Consider the following 19,980-nt stretch of genomic DNA (forward strand, 5'->3'; position numbering starts at 1 on the left):
TGTGGCGGACCCGTTCACCACGCCCGAGCGCGTCGCGCTGCGGCAGACGGTGCGCCGGTTCATGGAGGCCGACGTCCTGCCGAACCTCGACGAGTGGGAGCGCGCCGGTGAGCTGCCGCGCGAGCTGCACCGCAAGGCCGGGGAGATCGGGCTGCTCGGGCTGGCGTTCCCCGAGGAGGTCGGCGGCGGGGGTGGCGACTACCTGGACGCCCTCATCGCGACCGAGGAGATCCATTACGCGGGTGGTTCCGGCGGGCTCATCGCGTCATTGTTCACCTGCGGGATCGCGGTGCCGCACATCGCCGCGGCAGGCGACCCGGAGCAGGTGGACCGCTGGGTACGCCCGGCGCTGGCCGGTGAGCTGATCGGCTCGCTGGCGGTCACCGAACCGGACGGCGGATCCGACGTGGCCGCCGTGCGGACCAGCGCCCGCCGCGACGGCGACCATTTCGTCGTCAACGGCGCCAAGACGTTCATCACGTCAGGTTGCCGCGCGGATTTCGTCACCACCGTCGTGCGTACCGGCGACCCCGGTGCGCACGGGCTTTCCCTGCTGGTGGTCGAGCGGGACACGCCGGGCTTCACGGTCTCCCGCAAGCTGGAGAAGATGGGCTGGCACTGCTCGGACACCGCCGAATTGTCCTATGTAGATGCTCGTGTGCCGGTGGCGAACCTCGTGGGCGCCGAGAACAGCGGGTTCGCCCAGGTGGCCACCCAGTTCGTCAGCGAACGGGTCTCCCTCGCGGTGCAGGCGTATGCGACCGCGCAGCGGGCGCTCGACCTGACACTGGACTGGTGCCGGATGCGCGAGACCTTCGGCAGGCCGCTGATCTCCCGTCAGCTCGTGCAGCACACGCTGACCGAGATGGCCAGGAAGATCGACGTCGCGCGGACCTACGTCCGGCAGGTGGCGTTGCGCCACGTCGCGGGCGAGGAGGTCATCGCCGAGGCATGCTTCGCCAAGAACACCGCGGTGGAGACCGGCGAGTGGGTGGTACACGAGGCGGTGCAGTTGCACGGTGGTCTTGGCTACATGCGCGAGGCCGAAGTGGAACGACACTACCGGGACATGCGCATTCTCGGCATCGGTGGAGGCACCGACGAGATTCTCGCCGGGCTCGCCGCCAAGCGATTGGGATTCACCTCATGACCGCACTGAAGTCCGTTGTGGACCCGAAGTCACCAGAGTTCGAGGCCAACCGCACAGCGATGCTGGCCAAGCTCACGGAACTGGAGACCGAGCACGCCAAGGCCATCGAGGGTGGTGGGGAGAAGTACACGGCGCGGCACCACAAACGCGGAAAGCTGTTGGTGCGCGAGCGAATCGAGTTGCTGCTCGACGAGGACGCACCGTTCCTCGAACTGTCGCCGCTGGCGGGCTGGGGCAGTGACTTCCGGGTGGGCGCGAGCGTGGTCACCGGTATCGGCGTCGTCGAGGGCGTCGAATGCATGATCATCGGTAACGACCCGACGGTGCGCGGCGGCGCGAGCAATCCCTGGACGACGCGCAAGATCTTCCGCGCCGCGGACATCGCGATGGAGAACCGGCTACCGGTGATCAACCTGGTCGAGTCCGGTGGCGCGGACCTGCCGACGCAGAAGGAGATCTTCATCCCCGGCGGACGGCTGTTCCGGGACCTCACCCGGCTGTCCGCCGCCGGAATTCCGACGATCGCGCTGGTGTTCGGCAACTCCACCGCGGGTGGGGCGTACGTACCCGGCATGTCCGACCACGTCGTGATGATCGCCGAGCGTTCGAAGGTGTTTCTCGGCGGTCCGCCGCTGGTGAAGATGGCGACCGGCGAGGTGGCCGACGACGAGTCTCTCGGCGGCGCGGAGATGCACGCACGCACCTCGGGGCTCGCCGACTACCTCGCTCAGGACGAGCCCGACGCCATTCGCCTTGGCAGGCGGATCGTGGCAAGGCTGAACTGGCGCAAGCACGGGCCTGAGCCCGCCTCCCCGGTCGCACCGAAGTACGACGAGGAGGACCTGCTCGGTGTCGTTCCCGAAGGACTGAAGGTGCCGTTCGATCCGCGCGAGGTGCTCGCCAGGGTCGTCGACGGCTCCGAGTTCGACGAGTTCAAACCGCTCTACGGCAACAGCCTCGTCACGGGCTGGGCGAGGCTGCACGGCTACCCGATCGGCGTGCTGGCCAACGCGAGGGGTGTGCTGTTCAGCGAGGAAGCGCAGAAGGCGACGCAGTTCATCCAGCTGGCGAACCAGACGAGGACCCCGCTGCTGTTCCTGCACAACACCACCGGATACATGGTCGGGCAGAACTACGAGCAGGGCGGCATCATCAAGCACGGCGCGATGATGATCAACGCGGTGTCCAACAGCACCGTCCCGCACATCTCGCTGCTCATCGGCGCCTCCTACGGTGCGGGGCACTACGGCATGTGCGGCCGCGCCTACGATCCCCGGTTCCTGTTCGCCTGGCCGAGTGCCAAATCCGCGGTCATGGGGCCGCAGCAACTCGCCGGCGTGCTCTCGATCGTGGCCAGGGCCGCGGCCGAGGGCAGGGGACAGAAGTACGACGAGGACGGCGACGCCGCCATGCGCGCGGCGGTGGAGGGGCAGGTCGAGGCCGAATCGCTGCCGATGTTCCTGTCCGGCCGGCTCTACGACGACGGAGTGATCGACCCGAGGGACACGCGCACCGTGCTCGGACTGTGCCTGTCGGCCATCCACAACAATCCCGTCAGCGGCGCCGGTTTCGACGGCACCGGCTTCGGCGTCTTCCGGATGTAGGAGCACAAGCCATGCGAACGATCGAGAAGCCACCACTGAACGCGCCCGCCGAAGGCCCGTTATCGGGGCGGCAGGGCCGCGTTCGGCGAGAGCGGACTGGTTCCGGACGAGTCGGCCCTGGCGACGCGATCACGGACGCGCGTTTCCAGTCAGGGATGTAGGAGCAGGAGCCATGCGAATGATCGAGAACCTGCTCGTCGCCAACCGGGGCGAGATCGCTTTGCGCGTCTTCCGCTCCTGCCGGGACGCGGGGATCGGCACGGTCGCCGTCTATTCCGACGCCGACGCCGACTCCCCGCACGTCACCTCGGCCGACGCGGCCGTGCGCCTGCCGGGTAACACACCTTCGGAGACCTACCTGCGCTCCGACCTGGTGATCGCGGCGGCCGTGCAGGCCGGCGCCGATGCCGTGCATCCCGGGTACGGGTTCCTTTCGGAGAACGCCGGTTTCGCCCGTGCCGTGCGGGAAGCCGGGCTGACGTGGGTGGGCCCGCCGCCCGAGGCCATCGAGACCATGGGCTCCAAAGTGGAGTCCAAACGCCTGATGGCCGAGGCGGGAGTGCCGGTACTGCCCGAATTGGACCCTGCCGATGTAACCGAGGCGGATCTGCCGGTGCTGGTCAAGGCGTCCGCGGGCGGTGGCGGCCGAGGCATGCGGGTGGTTCGCGCACTCGCCGAGCTGACCGAAGCCGTCGCGAGCGCGCAGGCCGAGGCCGCGTCCGCGTTCGGTGACCCGACCGTGTTCTGCGAGCGGTACCTGGATTCGGGCAGGCATATCGAGGTCCAGGTCATGGCCGACACCCACGGCACGGTGTGGACCGTGGGGGAGCGCGAGTGCTCCATCCAGCGCCGTCACCAGAAGGTGGTCGAGGAAGCACCATCGCCGTTGGTGGATGCCGCGATGCGGGAGGAACTGTTCACCGCGGCGCGCACCGCGGCCAAGGCCATCGACTACGTCGGTGCGGGAACGGTCGAGTTCCTGGCCACCGACGGCGGTGAGTTCTTCTTCCTGGAGATGAACACCCGGCTGCAGGTCGAGCACCCGGTCACCGAGTGCACCACCGGGCTGGACCTGGTGACCTCGCAGTTGCGCGTCGCCGAGGGCGAGCGGCTGCCGCAGGAGCCGCCCGCGATACGCGGGCACGCGATCGAGGTCCGGCTCTACGCCGAGGACCCCGCGGCAGGATGGCAGCCACAGAGCGGCACGCTGCACGCGTTCGACGTTCCCGGAGTGGTCGCCGAGTTCACCCTCCCGGACCGGCACGGCATTCGCCTGGACAGCGGGGTGGTAGCCGGATCGGTGATCGGGGTGCACTACGACCCGATGCTGGCCAAGGTGATCGCCTGGGGCCCGGATCGTCCAGCCGCCGCGCGGGCCCTCGCCGGCGCGTTGGCCAGGGCGCGGATCCATGGCGTGACAACGAACCGCGAGCTGCTGGTGAACGTCCTGCGCCACCCCGGTTTCCTCGCGGGCGACACCGATACGGCGTTCTTCGATCGCCACGGTCTGGACGTACTGTCCGCCCCACTGGCTGGCGAGGACGCGCGGGCATTGTCGGCACTGGCCGCCGCACTGGCCGACGCGGCGGCCAATCGGGGACAGGCACGTGTCCTCGGTGGACTGCCCAGCGGTTGGCGCAATCTGCCCTCCGCACCGCAGCGCAAGACATACCTGCTGGGCGACACCGAGTACGAGGTGGCCTACCGCCTCGGTCGTTCGGGGCTCGTCGCGGAGGGCCACGAGAACGTCGAGCTGCTCGAGGCCGCACCGGACCGTGTCGTGCTGGCGGTGTCCGGAATCCGGCGCACGTTCTCCGTGGGACGCCACCCCGGCCTGGTCGCGGTGGACTCCTCGCTGGGTCCGGTCGCCTTCACGGCGGTGCCGCGCTTCGCCGATCCGGACGCGGCACTCGCGGCTGGCTCGCTCGTCGCGCCGATGCCAGGGACGGTGCTGCGTGTGGCCGTGTCCGAGGGCGACGCGGTCACCGCGGGCGAGCCGTTGCTGTGGCTGGAAGCGATGAAGATGGAACACCGAGTTTCGGCACCCGCCGACGGGGTGGTCGCCGAACTGCCGGTGGTCGTGGGCCAGCAGGTCGAACTGGGAACCGTTCTCGCAGTCGTGAGTACCAACACCGAGGAGTCGGCATGACCATGAACTTCACCGAGCCCGAGGAGCGCCTCGCGCTGCGCAAGGCCGTCGCGGAACTGGGCCGCAGCTACGGTTACGAGTACTACCTGGAGCGCGCCCGCGCCGGCGGGCACACCAATGACCTCTGGGACGAGGCGGGCAGGCTCGGCTATCTCGGAGTCTCGGTACCGGAGGAGTACGGCGGCGGTGGTGCCGGGATCGGTGACCTCGCCGCGGTGTGCGAGGAGTTCTGCGCGGCGGGGACCCCGATGCTGCTGATGGTCGTCTCCCCGGCCATCTGTGCCACGGTGATCGCGCGGTTCGGCACCGAGGAGCAGAAGCAGCACTGGCTGCCTGGGTTCGCGAGCGGCCAGGTGCGTATGTCGTTCGCGATCACCGAACCGGACGCCGGATCGAACTCACACAAGATCACCACCACCGCCCGGCGCAAGGAGGGTGGCGGCTGGATCCTGAACGGGCGCAAGGTCTACATCTCGGGGGTCGACGAGGCCGACGCCGTGCTGGTGGTCGGGCGCACCGAGGACGCCCGCACCGGCAAGCTCAAGCCCGCGCTGTTCATCGTGCCCACCGACACACCCGGGTTCGAGTACACCCGGATTCCCATGGACCTGGTGTCCGCGGACAGCCAGTTCAGCCTGTTCCTCGATGACGTCACCCTCCCCGCCGAGGCGCTCGTCGGCTCGGAGGACGCCGCGATCGCGCAGCTGTTCGCCGGGCTCAACCCGGAACGCATCATGGGCTCGGCCTTCTCCAACGGCATCGCCCGTTACGCGCTGGACAAGGGCGTGCGTTACGCCAAGGAGCGCAGCGTCTGGGGCGCGCCCATCGGTTCCCACCAGGGGCTCGCGCATCCGCTGGCACAGGTGAAGATCGAGCTGGAGCTGGCGAAGCTGATGACCCAGAAGGCCGCGACGCTCTACGACTCGGGGGACGACTTCGGCGCGGGAGAGGCCGCCAACATGGCGAAATACGCGGGAGCCGAGGTGGCGATCAGGGCAGTCGACCAGGCCGTTCAGGTCCACGGCGGGAACGGGCTCGCGTCCGAGTACGGGCTCGGCACGCTGCTCGGCGCCGTTCGCGTCGGTCGCATCGCGCCTGTGAGCAGGGAGATGGTGCTGAACTTCGTCGCGCAGCATAGTCTCGACCTGCCCAAGTCGTACTGATCGGTAACAAAGGAGCGCATGTGAGCACGCTGGCGGGTAAGACCCTGATCATGTCGGGCGGCAGCAGAGGGATCGGCGAGGCGATCGCGGTACGCGCCGCGCGCGACGGCGCGAACGTCGCCCTGATCGCGAAGACCACCGAGCCGCACCCGAAGCTGCCCGGCACGATCTACACGGCCGCCAAGGCCATCGAGGAGGCCGGCGGCCAGGCCCTGCCGATCGTCGGCGACATCAGGGACGACGAGGCCGTCGAGGCCGCGGTGGCCAAGACCGTCGAGCAGTTCGGCGGGCTGGACGTCGTGCTCAACAACGCCAGTGCGATCGACCTGACGTCGTCGGAGTCGATTCCGATGAAGCGCTATGACCTGATGCAGGACATCAACGCCCGCGGTTCGTTCCTGTTGGCGCGCACGGCGATCCCGCACCTGCGCAAGTCGGAGAATCCGCACATCCTCACGCTGTCGCCGCCGATCAGCCTCGACCCGAAGTGGTTCACCGCGGGGCACCTCGCCTACAGCATCGCGAAGTACTCGATGAGCCTGGTGACCGTCGGCCTCGCCGCGGAGCTGAAGGACGACGGTATCGCGGCGAACTCGCTGTGGCCGCGAACCACGATCGACACCGCCGCGATCCGCAACGTGGTCGGCGCCGAGCTGGCCAACCGGTCCAGGACACCGGAGATCATGGCCGACTCGGCCCACGCGATCCTGACCAGGCCGAGCAGGCAGACCACCGGAAACTTCTTCATCGACGACGAGGTGCTGGCCGCCGAGGGCGTCACCGACTTCGCGAAGTACCGGCTGGCCGAACGTGAGGAAGACCTTCAGCTCGACTTCTGGGTCGAGTAGATCAGCGCGGGCCGGCGAGGCCCTGTGGCACCGAAAGGCAGCGTGGCCGCGATGCGTGAACCGCGACAGGAACGCAGCAGGACCACTCGGCGGCGGCTGGTGGAAGCCGCGGTCGAGTGCATCGCGGAGCGGGGCTGGAACGGCATCACCGTCGCGGTGATCGCCGAGCGTGCCGGGGTGTCCAGAGGTGCCGCGCAGCACCACTTCCCGGCGAGGGAGGACCTGGTGGCCGCGGCGGTGGAGCTCGTGGGTGAGGTGCAGCTGGTCGAACTCCGCACCCGCTCGGAAGGGCTGCCCGCCGGGTCCTCCCGGATCGAGCCGGTGGTGGACATGCTGCTCAACCTGTACGCGGGGCCGATGTTCCGGGCCGCCCTGCACCTGTGGGTGGCCGCTTCGACGGACGACGCGCTACGGGCGATCCTGGTGCCGCTGGAGGCCAGGGTCGGTCGAGAGGCGCACCGCGTGGCACTCGAGCTGCTCGGGGTGGACGAGTCCCATCCGGGCGTGCGCGAGATGGTTCAGGCGACGCTGGACCTCGCGCGCGGGCTCGGGCTGGCCAATCTGCTCACCGACGACACACGAAGGCGCCAGCAGATCGTGCGTCAGTGGGCCCAGGTGCTGGCCCCGGCGCTGCCGCAGGTGGCCCCGGCCGCATCGGTGTCGGGCCCGGCCGGCGCCTGAACCTGGCGCCACCGCCGGTCAGCGCACCTCGCCGATGTCCTCGAACCACACATCGGGCCTGCGGGTGATGAACTCGCTCATCAGCTCGGCACACCTGGCGTCGTCCAGCACGGTGATCCGCACGCCGTTGTCCGCGAGCCAGTCGTGGCCACCGGAGAAGCTGGCCGCCTCGCCGATGATCACCTCGCCGATGCCGAACTGGCGCACCAGCCCACTGCAGTACCAGCACGGCGAGAGGGTCGTGACCATGATCGTGTCCCGGTAGCTGGGCCGCCGCCCAGCGGCGCGAAACGCCGCCGTCTCTGCGTGGGTGGCCGGGTCGTCGTCCTGGACCCGCCGGTTGCGTCCCCGGCCCAGGACCGTGGCGCCCGGCCCGAACAACGCCGCCCCGATGGGGACCCCGCCCTCGGCCGCTCCGAGTTCCGCCTCCTCGACAGCGACGGCGAGCATGGCTTCCGTGGTGACACGATCGGTCGTCATCCGCCCACTCTCGACGGTCGGCGCGGTCCGGGCAAGCAGGGGGTGCGTGATCGCGGCAACCGTGACACGAAGGAAAGCGACCGCTTAGTATGTCGGGAACCGGCGGCGGCCGGAGGCGGATCCGTCCTCGACGAAGTGGGAGGTGGCAGCGCTCGTGATGAGACGGCGGCTACTCCACGGAGTCCGGCAGCGCGACGACCGCCCCCAGCATGCGCAGGGCGAGTTCCCCGTACTCCCTGCCCAGCTCGTCGGGGGAGGTGCGGTTGCGGCTGGTGTACCAGCGAGCCACGTCCACGCCGAGGGACAGCACGGCACGCGCCGCGGTCCGCGGTTGGCGCACCTGGAAGACCCCCGCCCGGACCCCTTCGGTGATCACCTCGCGCACCGTGTTCTCGATGCGCCTGCGCAGATCCGCGACGATCTCGTACTCCCGTTCGGGCAGTGCCGCGAGCTCGTACTGCACGACCCTGGCGACCAGATGCCGGCGAGCGTGCCAGGCGACGAAGTCCTCGACGACCCTGCGGATCACCTCGACCGGCTCGGCACTCGTCGCGACCACGTTCTGCACCAGTGCCAGCGTCTGTTCGTGGCCGTTGCGGCTGATCGCGAACAGCAACGCCGCCTTCGAAGGAAAGTGCACGTACAACGCGGCGGGGCTCATTCCCGCGCCGCTTGCGATGTCGCGAGTCGTCGTGGCGTGGTATCCCCGGCGGGCGAAGGACTCCACCGCGGCGAGCATGAGTCTGCGTGCGGCGTCGGGCTGGACGTCCGGCCACAACTCCGCGGACAGCGACATCGTCATGCGTCAGAGTGTAAGCGAGCGCTTAGCGGCGTTCGATCAACGGAGTAGGAGATCGACTCTAGTGGACTCGTTCAAGGATCGTGTAGCCATCGTCACCGGCGCGAGCAGGGGAATCGGCCTCGGCATCGCGAAGGACCTCGTCAACCGCGGCGCGAAGGTGTGCATCACCGCGCGCAAGCCGGAGCCACTGGCCGAGGCCGTGCGCGAACTCGGTGGCGAATCGGTCGCCCTCGCGGTACCGGGCAAGGCGGACGACCCGGAGCACCAGGAAGAGGCCGTGCGCCGGACGCTGGAGACGTTCGGCAGCGTGGATCTGCTGGTCAACAACACCGGCATCAACCCGGTGTACGGCTCGCTGCTCGACGTGGAGCAGGAGGCCGCGGCGAAGATCTTCGCGGTCAACGTACTCGCCCCGCTCGGCTGGGTACGCCGCGCCAAAAACGCCTGGATGGGGGAGCACGGCGGCGCCGTGGTGAACGTCGCGTCCATCGCAGGGCTGCGTACCTCGCCGGGCATCGGGATGTACGGCGTCAGCAAGGCCGCGCTGATCCGGCTGACCCTCGAGCTGGCAGGCGAACTCGGACCGGACATCCGCGTGAACGCGGTGGCACCGGCCGTGGTGAAGACGAAGTTCGCGACGGCGCTGTACGAGGGCCGCGAGGACGAGGTCGCCGAGCCGTACCCGATGAAGCGTCTCGGCGTCCCCGAGGACGTCGCGGGCGCGGTCACCTTCCTGCTGTCCGAGCAGGCGGGGTGGATCACCGGGCAGACCATCGTGGTCGACGGCGGGATCACGATCGGCGGTGGCCTGTGACGGCCGAACCCACCGAGCTCGATGGCGCGGGCGTCGTCATCACCGGTGGTGGGGGCGGGATCGGCGCCGCCATGGCCCGCAGGTTCACCGCCGAGGGCGCGCGTGTGGTGGTCGCCGATCTGGACGGCGAGGCCGTCACGGCGGTGGCCGAGGAGGTCGGCGCAACCGCGATCACCACCGACGTCGCGAGCGAGGCAGGGGTCGAGGCGCTGGTTTCCGGCGCCCGCGAGGCACTCGGCGAGATCGACCTGTACTGCGCGAACGCGGGTGTCGCCCCACTCGGTGGCGCCGACGCCACCGAGCAGCAGTGGGCGCTCGCCTGGGACGTCAACGTCATGGCCCACGTGCGGGCGGCCAACGCGCTGCTACCGGATTGGCTTGCCCGTGGCAGGGGCCATTTCCTCGCCACGGTATCGGCGGCCGGGCTGCTGACGAGCCTCGGTTCGGCGCCGTACTCGGTGACCAAGCACGGTGCCCTCGCCTTCGCGGAATGGCTGTCGGCCACCTACCGCCATCGGGGCATCACGGTGCAGGCCGTGTGCCCGCAGGGGGTGCGCACGAAGATGCTCGAGGACGCCGGGCCGGGCGGCAAGCTCATCATGGACGAGTCCGCCATCAGCGCGGAACAGGTGGCCGACCTGGTCGTGGAGTCGATCGCGGACGGCCGGTTCCTGGTGCTGCCGCATCCCGAGGTGGCCGGGTACTACGCCGCGCGCGCCACCGAGACCGATCGCTGGCTGGGTGGCATGAACAAGCTGCAGCGCAAGGTCGAGGAAACCCTGGGCAGCACATAACGGCGAAGACCCCATACGCCGGGCGACCCGCGCACTTTCCCGGGAAAGCGCGCGGGTGGGTCTCGCACTTTCCCGGGAAAGCGCGCGGCGTGGGGAGGACGGACTTCAGGCGCGAGCCGCGTCTCCGGCCTGGTTCATCTCGCGCATCTGGTGGTCAAGGCGCTCGGCTCGTGCCCGTCCCGCCGACAGCAGCAACTCCACTCCCGCCGCGAGGTCGCGCCCGAGGTCGTACTCCCCGCCGCGTCCCGTCAGCGTGGTCGCCTGCTCGTCCTTCGCCAGTAGGCGGGCCATGCGCCCGAGGCCGGCGACCGTGCCGACCAGAACGAACAGGAACAGCGTGTTGGCAATCATCTCGGCCATGCGGCCCACCTCCCGGCTGATTAAGTAGCGGTCCAGTCTTGCGATTGGCTTGTACCTACATCAGACTGCTAGGTGAAATGGAACGGTGGTAGAGCCAATGGCAGTAGAAGTGGATCGTTTTCCTCCGGATGCCCTCGGCCGTGGCGCCGCGCTGGCGAACCTCCTCGGGGACTGGACCGCGGGGCCTGGGCCCTTGTATCGCAAGCTTGCCGACGCACTCGCCCGTGCGGTCCGGGAGGGAGCGCTGCATCCGGGCGACCGGCTGCCCGCCGAGCGCGAACTGGCCGGGGTGCTGGCAGTGAGCAGGGCCACTGTCGTCGGGGCATACGACGAACTGCGCGGCCGCGAGGTGATCGAACGCAGGCAGGGCAGCGGGACCAGGGTCAGCCGGGCCGCGAGGGCGCCGCTGAGCGACGGCAGAGTGCGTGGCGGCGGCGCGGGTGCCATCTTCCAGCGACTCATCGATGGGCCCGGTCCACTGATCTCATTGGCCTGTGCCGCGGACAGGGGAGGGCCGGAGGTCACCGAAGCACTGCAGGAGGTCGTCGCGCACGACATGCAGGATCTGCTCGGCGATCCCGGGTACCACCCTCGCGGCCTGCCGGTGCTGCGCGAGGCCATCGCCGAGCACTACACGACGCACGGACTGCCCACGTGCGCCGACCAGATCCTTGTCACCACCGGTGCCCACCAGGCGCTGGTGGTCATCGCGGAGGTGTATCTGCGCAAGGCCGCGACGGTCGTGGTCGAGGCGCCCAGCTGGCCCGCCTGCCTCGACGTCTTCCGTTCGGCCAGTGCGGAACTCGTGCCCGTGCCACTGGACGACGAGGGCATCGAGGTGCGCGGGTTGCGCAACGCGCTCGCCGAGCACGCTCCGGCTCTGCTCTATGTCATGCCGAGCTACCACAATCCGACCGGCGTGCTGATGTCGGAACTACGTCGCAGGCAGGTGGTGGAGCTGGCCGCCCGTTACGACGTGCCGATCCTGGAGGACAGCGCCTACTCGGGCATGGGGCTCTCCGAATGCGGTCTCGAAACACCGCCACCGCTGGCGGCGACCGCCGGGGAACACGTCGAGACGGTGACGGTCGAATCGCTGGGGAAAGCGGTCTGGGGCGGGCTGCGGATCGGCTGGGTCCGTGGCCCGGTCGAGGTGATCGAGCGGTGTGCGCGGCGCAAGGCACTGGCCGACCTCGGAAGCCCGATCATCGACCAGGCGGTCGCGGCGCGCCTCGTGCCCCGGCTCGACGAACTCGCGCAGAGCCGGTCGGCGGGCCAGCGGGAGCGCTGCGCCGCCCTGGAGGAACGGCTCCGGCAGCGGTTGCCGGACTGGCGCTGGCGCAGGCCGGACGGTGGATCGTCGCTGTGGGTCGAGCTACCGGACACGAATGCCGACGTCTTCGCCCAACTCGCACTGCGGCACGGGGTCGAGGTCATTCCCGGGTCCACGATGGACCACACCGGCGGGCACGAGAACTACCTGCGGATCCCGTTCACCCACCCGCCCGGAGTGCTCGACGAACTCGTGGAGCGGCTGTGCAGGGCGTGGACGGAGCTGCGGCGGCACGGGCCGCGGGACTCCGCCCCGTTGCGCCCGATCATCTGACCGGCGTCGCCGCACGCCGACGCTCACCACCAGGGGTATCCTGTTCCGTCGCAGGGGAGCAGGCACCGATGCGGTGAAGGGGAAAGCATGTCCGGACCCGGTAATGCGCGGGGGAGAATGGTGCCGTCGGGTGCGGGTGGCGAAGGCCGGATGAACGTGCCGGGACGGCTGCTGTCGGTCTCGACGAGACTGTTCGCGGAACGAGGCTTCGACCGCACCTCCGTGCAGGAGATCGTGGAGGCCGCAGGCGTCACCAAGGGGGCGATGTACCACTACTTCGACTCCAAGGACGATCTGCTCTACGAGATCTACGGCCGGATACTGCGAGAGCAGACCGAACGACTGGAGAAGCTCGCCGCCACCGAGGCACCCGTGGGTGAGCGCCTCGCCTCGGCCGCCTCGGACGTGGTCGTCAGCAGTATCGCGAACCTGGACGACACCAAGATCTTCCTGCAGTCGATGCACCAGCTGAACCCCGAGAAGCAACGTGCCGTGCGCGCGGAGCGGCGCCGCTACCACGAGCGGTTCCGCGCCCTGGTCGAGGAAGGGCAGCGCTCCGGCGAGTTCCGCGCCGACCAGCCCGCCGACCTTGTCGTCGACTTCTTCTTCGGTGCCGTGCACCACCTGGGTTTTTGGTACAGCCCACAAGGTGCGCTGTCCGCGCAGCAGGTCGGCGATCACTTCGCCGACCTGCTGCTGAACTCGTTACGACCCGGATGACCGGGCCATTCAGGTGAAGCAGTAGGCGCGGGAGCCAAAGCTCCAGCACTGGATCGTCCTGGACGTCGTCGCGGTGTGCCCCGCCCGGTCGGCGACCGTGAGTTCCGCGGTGTAGTTGCCGCCGCTCGCGGGATAGCGGTGGCTCGTGGTCTTGCCGTCGCCAGTGCCGCCGTCGCCGAACTTCCACGAGTACGACGCGAGATCGCCGTCCGCGTCGGTGGAGCGGGACGCGTCGAAGGAGCAGTCGTCGTAGTAGCAGCTGACGGTGAACGAAGCCGAAGGCGGCTCTCCGGTGTCCGGTGGCGTGCCCGCCCGGACGGTCCTGGTCGCGGTGCCGGTCCTGCCGTCATCGTCGGTCACGGTGAGAGTGACGCGGTACTCGCCCGCCTCAGCGTAGGTGTGCTCGGGTGCCACGCCCGTGCCTGTCCCGCCGTCACCGAAGTCCCATGCGTAGGACTCGACCGTGCCGTCGAGGTCCCGCGATCCACTCGCGTCGAAGGTGCAGGAGGACTCGGTCGCCGAGCACTGTTCGGTGAACTCCGCGACGGGGGCGGCGGGTTCGTCCGCGCCGCAGTACTGGGCTTGTTTGCCGATGGCCCGGTAGGGGCAGTCCGCGTAGTCCAGCAGCGAACGTACGGCTTCCTCGTTGCGCGCGGTCTCCCGGTCGATCACCTCGTCGGGCGGGTAGAAGCCGGGGCTGGACGAGCGCGGGTACATCTCGAAGGTGAAGGAGAAGATGTCCTGTACCGCCCACATCCAGTCGTTGACCGAACCGTCGGTGATGTAGAGATCGCTCGACTGCTGCGGGGTGTAGCCGTTGGTGGCGGCCATCTCCCCGCCGATCTTCGCGAACGTGTCGTGCGCGTCCTGCGACATGTCGGAACCGGTGTCGTCGTAGGTGTAGCCCATGGGCCACAGCACGAGTTCGCTGTAGGTGTGGAAGTCGATGTGCGCGGTGATCTGCTGCTCGCCCCCGACGACCCTGCCCCTGACGAAGTCGGCGATGGCGCTGACCTCAGGGGTCGACTCCGCGGCGGTGCCGCGGTAGGTCTGGCTGGCCGGGTTGCCGGACGAGCCGCCGCAGCAACCCCACATGTAGTCCCAGTTCCGGTTCATGTCCGTACCGACCGACCCGCCACCGGGCTGGCGGTTCTTCCGCCAGGAGCGGTACTGGCCGCTGGCGACGTCGTACTCCACGCCGTCGGGATTGGCCATCGGCACGATCCACACCTCGCGCTCGTCGACGAGCCGGGTGATCTCGCTGTCGCTGCCGTAGGAGTCGGTCAGCAGGTTGGCGATGTAGAGCGCCATCTCCGCGGTGAGGTGCTCCCTGGCGTGCTGGTTCGAGGTGAACAGCACCTCCGGCTCGGCCTCGTCGGAGCCGACGTTGTCGCTGATCTTCACGATCGGCAGTTCGCGGCCCTCGTAGGAGTTCCCGATGTCGCCGAGCTGGACGAGTCCGGGATGCTCGGCCGCGATGCGGTCGAGTTCGTCGAGCAGTTCGGTGTAGTTGTGATAACCCGAGTCGGCGGGCGGGAAATCCATCGCGGTTGCGATGGGGCTGACAGTGAAGCCGAGATCACGAATCGCCTCGGCCTCGGCCGGGAGCGCCGAGACCACGACGTGATCGGCCTCGACGCCGTCGATGGCGGCGCCGGTACCCGCGACACTCGTGCGCTCCTCGCGCGTGTCCGGTCCGTCGATGCGGTAGGTCGCGGCTGAGGCGGCCGGTGACCGTGGTGCCTCGGGCTCGGCGGCCTGGCCGGTTCCGGTCGAGAGTGCGGGCGGGCCGAGCAGGGCCAGCCCGAGTGCGAGGGGGAGTATTCGTCTGATCATCAGCGACCTCCGGGTACGGGGACTCCGGCGCGCGGGCAGCGCGACGGCCGGCAAGGGCCGGGAACGGTCCGAGACTCGGCCGGACCTGGAGGCCGTGCAATCAGGGTTTCGTTAGGTAGTGCCACCTATGGGGCGATGACCAGCGGATACTCTGCGTGAACAGGACGAAGGTCGGGACGGAACTGCCAACTCAGGCCCTGAAACTGCCAACTCAGGCCCTGAAACTGCCAACTCGCGCCCTGGAACTGCCAACTCGGGCACTGGAAGTGCCAACTCGCGGTGCCCGAGGGGCGGGCACCGCGAGTTGGTGAACCGTGGGTCAGGCCGGGAGGTCCACGAGGCCGGCCAGGGTGGTGCGGTGCCGGCCAGCCGTGCCGAGCGCGAGCTGGTCGGCCTTGGCGCGCTTGAGGTAGAGGTGCGCGGGATGTTCCCAGGTCATGCCGATGCCGCCGTGCAACTGGACGCACTCCTCGGCGGCGTGCACGGCGAGGTCGGCGCAGTAGGACTGCGCCACCGCGACCGCCACCGCGACGTCCGGACTGTCGGAGGCGAGTACGTCGGCCGCGTAACGGGCGGCCGCGCGGGCCGACACCAGTTCGAGGTACAGATCGGCCAGCCGGTGCTTGAGTGCCTGGAAGGAGCCGACCGGCCTGCCGAACTGGAACCGCTGCTTGACGTAGCTCACCGTCTCGTCCAGACACCACTGCGCGATCCCGAGCTGCTCGGAGGCGAGCAGACCGGCACCGGTGCGCAATGCCGTGGCCAGTACCGCAGCCGCCTGGTCACCGGTGACCAGCGGTGTTGCCCGCGCGCCGTCGAGAACGACGTCGGCGACCTGGCGGGTCGGGTCCAGGGAGACCCTGGCGGTCACGGTGACCCCGGCCGCGGCCGAGGTCACGGCGTAGAGCCCTGGGCCGTCCTTGCCCATCGCGGGAACGAGCAGCAGGTCCGCGGCCGCCGCGTCGGCGACGGTGCCCACCTTTCCCGTGAGGGCACCGTCGCCCTCGGCCCGGACGCCGTCCGGGAAGGCCGCGCCCGGCCAGGTGGAGAACGCGACGGCGAGGACACCGACCTGTTCCCCCCCGGCCAGCCTGCCGAGGGGCTGTGCGACCTCCGGGCGGGACGTGTCCGCGGCGAGCAGGGCGGAGGTGGCGAGCACCGCGCTGCTCAGGAACGGCACCGGGGCCACGCTGCGGCCCAGTTCCTCCAGCACCACGGCCGATTCGCGCACGGAGGCCCCGTGGCCGCCGAGCGCCTCGGGCACCTGCAGTCCGGCGACCCCGAGATCGGCCGCGAGTGTGCGCCAGAGCGAGAGGTCGCAGGGTTGCCCGGTCTCGATCCTGCCGAGCACCGACTCCGGATCGCACCGGTCGGTGAGCAGGTCCCGGACGCTCGCGCGCAGGTCGGTCTCGACCTCGGAGTACAGGAGGTCAGCGGAGCCGGGCCGCTGAGGGATGTGTGTCGTCTGTGTACTCATCGGGGGAGGTCCTTCCAGGCGACGTCCTTGTCCACACGGGGCTCGGACGGCAGTCCCAGCACCCGTTCGGCGATGATGTTGCGCAGGATCTCCGAGGTGCCGCCCTCGATGGAGTTGCCCTTCGCACGCAGGTAGCGGTAGCCGGGGCCGCGGCCGGTGAAGTCGACGATGTCGGGGCGGCGCAGCGTCCAGTCGTCATAGTGCAGCCCCTCCTCGCCGAGCAGTTCGAGCTCGAGCCCGGAGAGCTCCTGGTTCCCCCTGGCGAACGCGAGTTTCATCGCCGAGCCCTCCGGCCCCGGCGAGCCGACCGCGAGTTGCTGGCGGAGCCTGCTTCCGGCCAGCCGCGTCGCCTCAGCCTCCACCCACAGCCGCAGCAGGCGGTCGTGCAGTTCGGGGGTCCGCAGTTCGGGGCGCTCTCGCCAGGTCCGCGCCACGACGCCGACCATGCCACCCTCACGCGGCGTTGCGTTGCCGCCGATGGCGACTCGTTCGTTCATCAGCGTGGTCTGGGCGACACGCCAGCCTTCGCCGACCTCGCCGAGGCGATGGGCGTCCGGGATCCGGACCCCGGTGAGGAAGACCTCGTTGAACTCGGCCTCACCGGTGATCTGCCGCAGCGGGCGGACCTCCACACCAGGTGCCGTCATATCGCATACGAAGTACGTCATGCCCTGGTGTTTGGGCACGTCCGGATCGGTCCTGGTGACCAGGATCGCCCAGCGTGCGGTGTGTGCGCTGGAGGTCCACACCTTCTGGCCGTCCACCACCCAGTCGTCACCGGAACGGACGGCCCTTGTGGCCAGTGCGGCCAGGTCCGATCCCGCGCCGGGTTCGCTGAAGAGCTGACACCACACCTCCTCACCGGTCCAGAGTGGACGAAGGAATCGCCTGCGCTGTTCCTCGGTGCCGAAACGCAGGATCGTGGGGGCGGCCATGCCGAGGCCGATCCCGATCCGCCGCGGATCGTTGTCCGGCGCGCCCCCGGCGGCGAGTTCAGCGTCCACAACGGACTGTAGTGATCGCGGTGCGTCGAGGCCGCCGAGGCCGGTGGGGAAATGCACCCAGGCCAGGCCCTCGTCGAATCGAGCACGAAGATGTTCGAGCCGATCCGTCGTCTCCGGATCGTGTTTCTCCAGCAGCTCGCGAACGCGGCCGCGCAGTTCTTCGGCGTCCACTGTGGTCTCGGATTTCTCCGTTGTCATCAGTGTTCCCCCCGTTCCGGCAGGTACTGCTTGAGTTCGCGGCGCGCCAGTGAGCGCTTGTGCACCTCGTCCGGCCCATCGGCCAGTCGCAGCATGCGGGCGGCCGCCCAGAGTCCGGCGAGGGGAAAGTCCTGACTGACCCCGCCCGCGCCGTGCGCCTGAATCGCCTTGTCCAGGATCCATTCCACGGAGGAGGGGGTGGCGATCTTTATCGACTGGATCTCCGTGTGCGCTCCCTGGTTGCCGACCGTGTCCATCAGCCAGGCGGTTTTGAGTACCAGCAGCCGAAGCTGTTCCACCCGGACCCGCGATTCGGCGATCCAGTCCTGTACGACCCCCTGCTGCGCGATCGGCTTGCCGAAGGCGGTCCGGGAGATCGTGCGGCGGCACATCAGTTCGATGCCGCGTTCGGCCATGCCGATCAGCCGCATGCAGTGGTGGATACGGCCGGGACCGAGGCGGGCCTGCGCGATGGCGAACCCGCTGCCCTCGGACCGCAACAGGTTCTCCGCGGGTACACGCACGTCCTCGAACACGACCTCGGCGTGACCACCGTGATCGCCGTCGTTGTAGCCGAAGACGTTCATGCCACGTTTGACATGCACGCCGGGTGTGTCACGGGGGACCAGGATCATGCTCTGCTGACGGTGTGGCTCCGCGTCGAGATCGGTCTTGCCCATCACGATGAAGATCCGGCAGTTCGGGTTCATCGCGCCGGAGATGTACCACTTGCGCCCGGAGATGACGTAGGAGTCGCCGTCGCGAACGATCTTGGTTTCGATGTTGCGTGCGTCGGAGGACGCGACGTCCGGTTCGGTCATCGCGAACGCGGAGCGGATCTCGCCGTCCAGCAACGGCCGAAGCCACCGCTCACGCTGCTCCTGCGAGCCGAACATGGCGAGTACTTCCATGTTGCCGGTGTCCGGCGCCGCGCAGTTGAGTGCGGTGGGGGCGAGCTGCGGGCTGCGACCGGTGATCTCGGCCAGCGGGGCGTACTGCAGGTTGGTCAGGCCCGCTCCGTGCTCACCAGGGAGGAACAGGTTCCACAGCCCGCGGCTGCGGGCCTCGGCCTTGAGTTCCTCCACGATCGGCACACTCGACCACGGGGTCTCCCGCTCGGCGAGTTGCTGCTCGAAGACCGGCTCGGCCGGGTAGACGTGTTCGTCCATGAACGCCTGTAGCCGTGAGCGCAGCTCGTCGGTCTCGGCATCGAACGCGAAGTCCATCAGTCCTCCTGGCGGGTGACGTTGTCGAGGATGGTGTTGCCGCGCGCGACCAGCGGAAGCACGCTGTTGCCGATGCCGGCGAAGCCCTCACCGACGGTCTGACCGTGATCGAACCGGTAGTGGATACCTTCGAGGATCACCGCCAGCTTGAAGAAGGCGAAGCCGACGTACCAGTCGAGCCGGGACACGTCTCGGCCGGATCGTTCGGCGTAGCGCGCCACGACCGCGCCGGTGTCCGGATATCCGGGTGCGCCGCTGGCGTTGGACACGACGCTCAGACTGGTCGTGTCCCGTTGGGCATACGCCACGAGCAGGGCAAGGTCGGTGAGCGGGTCGCCGAGGGTGGACATCTCCCAGTCGAGAACGGCGCCGATTCGGTCGTCGGCGTCGACCAGGACGTTGTCCAGCCGGTAGTCGCCGTGCACGATCGCCGCGGGGCCGGAATCGGGAACCTCGGCCGCGAGCCGGTCGTGCAGGTGGTCGATGCCGGGCAGTTCCCTGCTGCGGGAGGAGTCCAGCTGCTTCTTCCAGCGCCGCAACTGACGCTGCAGATAGCCCTCCGGTCTGCCGAAGCCGGCGAGGCCGATGGCGGCGGGGTCGACCGAATGCAGGTCGACGAGGGTGTCCACCAGACCGAAGCCGATCGATCGGGTGCGCTCTGGGCCGAGCGCCACCAGTTCGTCCTCGGTGCGGTACGGCGTCCCCTCGACGAACTCCATGACGTAGAACGGTGCGCCGATGACGCCGGGATCGTCGCAGAGCAGGACGGTGCGGGGGACCGGTACGCCAGTGCCGTACAGCGCCGAGATCACTCGGTGCTCCCTGGCCATATCGTGCGCGGTGGGCAGGACGTGCCCCAGTGGTGGCCGCCGGACGACCCATCTGGTGCTGCCGTCGGTCACCCGGTAGGTGAGGTTGGAACGGCCACCGGCGATCACCTGGGCGCACAGGGATCCGGCGACGAGCCCGGGCAGGTCCCGGTCCAGCCGCTCGCGCAGTCGTGCAAGGTCAAGGCCCGGGGGATCGTCGTCGGTCATCTGACCTCCTGGAAAACGGAAACTGGCGGTT

Annotated in this window: 17 protein-coding genes and 2 pseudogenes; 10 read left to right on the forward strand and 9 right to left on the reverse strand. The window is 69.1% G+C overall.

Annotation, left to right across the window (positions count from 1 at the left end):
- Position 1 precedes the first annotated feature (1 nt).
- The 6 genes from D0C15_RS19680 to D0C15_RS19705 all read left to right on the forward strand — a co-directional run bounded on the left by D0C15_RS19680 (position 2) and on the right by D0C15_RS19705 (position 7,595).
- Positions 2–1,150, forward strand: coding sequence for an acyl-CoA dehydrogenase family protein (locus D0C15_RS19680; RefSeq protein ID WP_116047771.1), 1,149 nt, complete (start codon positions 2–4; stop codon positions 1,148–1,150).
- Entirely contained in the window at positions 1,147–2,754 is a 1,608-nt protein-coding gene (locus tag D0C15_RS19685; RefSeq protein ID WP_116047609.1) for an acyl-CoA carboxylase subunit beta, read from the forward strand. The genes D0C15_RS19680 and D0C15_RS19685 overlap by 4 nt, the downstream gene beginning before the upstream one ends.
- Positions 2,755–2,932: 178 nt before the next feature.
- The gene (locus D0C15_RS19690) at positions 2,933–4,903 is read left to right on the forward strand and encodes an acetyl/propionyl/methylcrotonyl-CoA carboxylase subunit alpha (RefSeq protein WP_116047612.1); all 1,971 of its coding nucleotides are present in this window, start codon (positions 2,933–2,935) and stop codon (positions 4,901–4,903) included.
- Positions 4,904–4,905: 2 nt separating this feature from the next.
- Positions 4,906–6,066, forward strand: a complete 1,161-nt coding sequence (locus D0C15_RS19695; RefSeq protein WP_116047773.1) for an acyl-CoA dehydrogenase family protein — start codon at positions 4,906–4,908, stop codon at positions 6,064–6,066.
- Between the two features lie 20 nt (positions 6,067–6,086).
- On the forward strand, positions 6,087–6,914 hold the full coding sequence (locus D0C15_RS19700; protein ID WP_116047614.1) for an SDR family oxidoreductase: 828 nt from the start codon (positions 6,087–6,089) through the stop codon (positions 6,912–6,914).
- A 51-nt stretch (positions 6,915–6,965) separates the two neighbouring features.
- Entirely contained in the window at positions 6,966–7,595 is a 630-nt protein-coding gene (locus D0C15_RS19705) for a TetR/AcrR family transcriptional regulator (RefSeq protein WP_162830156.1), read from the forward strand.
- Between the two features lie 18 nt (positions 7,596–7,613).
- On the opposite strand, the gene D0C15_RS19710 is transcribed toward D0C15_RS19705, so the two are convergent.
- A complete protein-coding gene (locus D0C15_RS19710; RefSeq protein ID WP_211323265.1) occupies positions 7,614–8,075 on the reverse strand; it encodes a nucleoside deaminase in 462 nt (153 codons plus the stop codon).
- A 169-nt stretch (positions 8,076–8,244) separates the two neighbouring features.
- Positions 8,245–8,877, reverse strand: a complete 633-nt coding sequence (locus D0C15_RS19715) for a TetR/AcrR family transcriptional regulator (protein WP_116047617.1) — start codon at positions 8,875–8,877, stop codon at positions 8,245–8,247.
- A gap of 61 nt (positions 8,878–8,938) precedes the next feature.
- On the opposite strand from D0C15_RS19715, the gene D0C15_RS19720 reads away from it, so the two are divergent.
- Both D0C15_RS19720 and D0C15_RS19725 read left to right on the forward strand, forming a co-directional pair.
- On the forward strand, positions 8,939–9,691 hold the full coding sequence (locus D0C15_RS19720) for an SDR family oxidoreductase (RefSeq protein ID WP_116047620.1): 753 nt from the start codon (positions 8,939–8,941) through the stop codon (positions 9,689–9,691).
- Positions 9,688–10,485: an SDR family oxidoreductase gene (locus D0C15_RS19725; RefSeq protein WP_116047622.1), complete on the forward strand. Its 798-nt coding sequence runs from the start codon at positions 9,688–9,690 to the stop codon at positions 10,483–10,485. Before D0C15_RS19720 ends, D0C15_RS19725 begins: the two co-directional genes overlap by 4 nt.
- Before the next feature lie 105 nt (positions 10,486–10,590).
- Here D0C15_RS19725 and D0C15_RS19730 read toward each other — a convergent pair whose 3' ends face one another.
- A complete protein-coding gene (locus D0C15_RS19730; RefSeq protein ID WP_116047625.1) occupies positions 10,591–10,845 on the reverse strand; it encodes a hypothetical protein in 255 nt (84 codons plus the stop codon).
- Positions 10,846–10,942: 97 nt separating this feature from the next.
- On the opposite strand from D0C15_RS19730, the gene D0C15_RS19735 reads away from it, so the two are divergent.
- Positions 10,943–12,451: an aminotransferase-like domain-containing protein gene (locus D0C15_RS19735; protein ID WP_116047628.1), complete on the forward strand. Its 1,509-nt coding sequence runs from the start codon at positions 10,943–10,945 to the stop codon at positions 12,449–12,451.
- A gap of 117 nt (positions 12,452–12,568) precedes the next feature.
- Positions 12,569–13,171, forward strand: coding sequence for a TetR/AcrR family transcriptional regulator (locus D0C15_RS19740; RefSeq protein ID WP_116047631.1), 603 nt, complete (start codon positions 12,569–12,571; stop codon positions 13,169–13,171).
- A 9-nt stretch (positions 13,172–13,180) separates the two neighbouring features.
- Here the strand turns inward: D0C15_RS19740 and D0C15_RS35755 are convergent.
- The 6 genes and pseudogenes from D0C15_RS35755 to D0C15_RS19765 form a co-directional block, all read right to left on the reverse strand.
- Positions 13,181–13,408, reverse strand: a pseudogene (locus D0C15_RS35755) (PKD domain-containing protein); the annotation flags it as partial.
- 90 nt (positions 13,409–13,498) lie between these two features.
- Positions 13,499–15,007, reverse strand: a pseudogene (locus tag D0C15_RS19745) (M14 family zinc carboxypeptidase); the annotation flags it as partial.
- Positions 15,008–15,326: 319 nt separating this feature from the next.
- Complete coding sequence (locus D0C15_RS19750; RefSeq protein ID WP_116047637.1) at positions 15,327–16,484, reverse strand: acyl-CoA dehydrogenase family protein; 1,158 nt, start codon at positions 16,482–16,484, stop codon at positions 15,327–15,329.
- Positions 16,481–17,686 (reverse strand): acyl-CoA dehydrogenase family protein, encoded by a 1,206-nt coding sequence (locus D0C15_RS19755; RefSeq protein ID WP_116047640.1) that lies wholly within the window; start codon positions 17,684–17,686, stop codon positions 16,481–16,483. The genes D0C15_RS19750 and D0C15_RS19755 overlap by 4 nt, the downstream gene beginning before the upstream one ends.
- On the reverse strand, positions 17,686–18,912 hold the full coding sequence (locus tag D0C15_RS19760; RefSeq protein WP_116047643.1) for an acyl-CoA dehydrogenase family protein: 1,227 nt from the start codon (positions 18,910–18,912) through the stop codon (positions 17,686–17,688). Before D0C15_RS19760 ends, D0C15_RS19755 begins: the two co-directional genes overlap by 1 nt.
- Positions 18,912–19,949: a phosphotransferase family protein gene (locus D0C15_RS19765; RefSeq protein ID WP_116047647.1), complete on the reverse strand. Its 1,038-nt coding sequence runs from the start codon at positions 19,947–19,949 to the stop codon at positions 18,912–18,914. Before D0C15_RS19765 ends, D0C15_RS19760 begins: the two co-directional genes overlap by 1 nt.
- Positions 19,950–19,980 lie beyond the last annotated feature (31 nt).

This window comes from Amycolatopsis palatopharyngis, from assembly GCF_003385185.1.
Lineage (GTDB): Bacteria > Actinomycetota > Actinomycetes > Mycobacteriales > Pseudonocardiaceae > Amycolatopsis > Amycolatopsis palatopharyngis.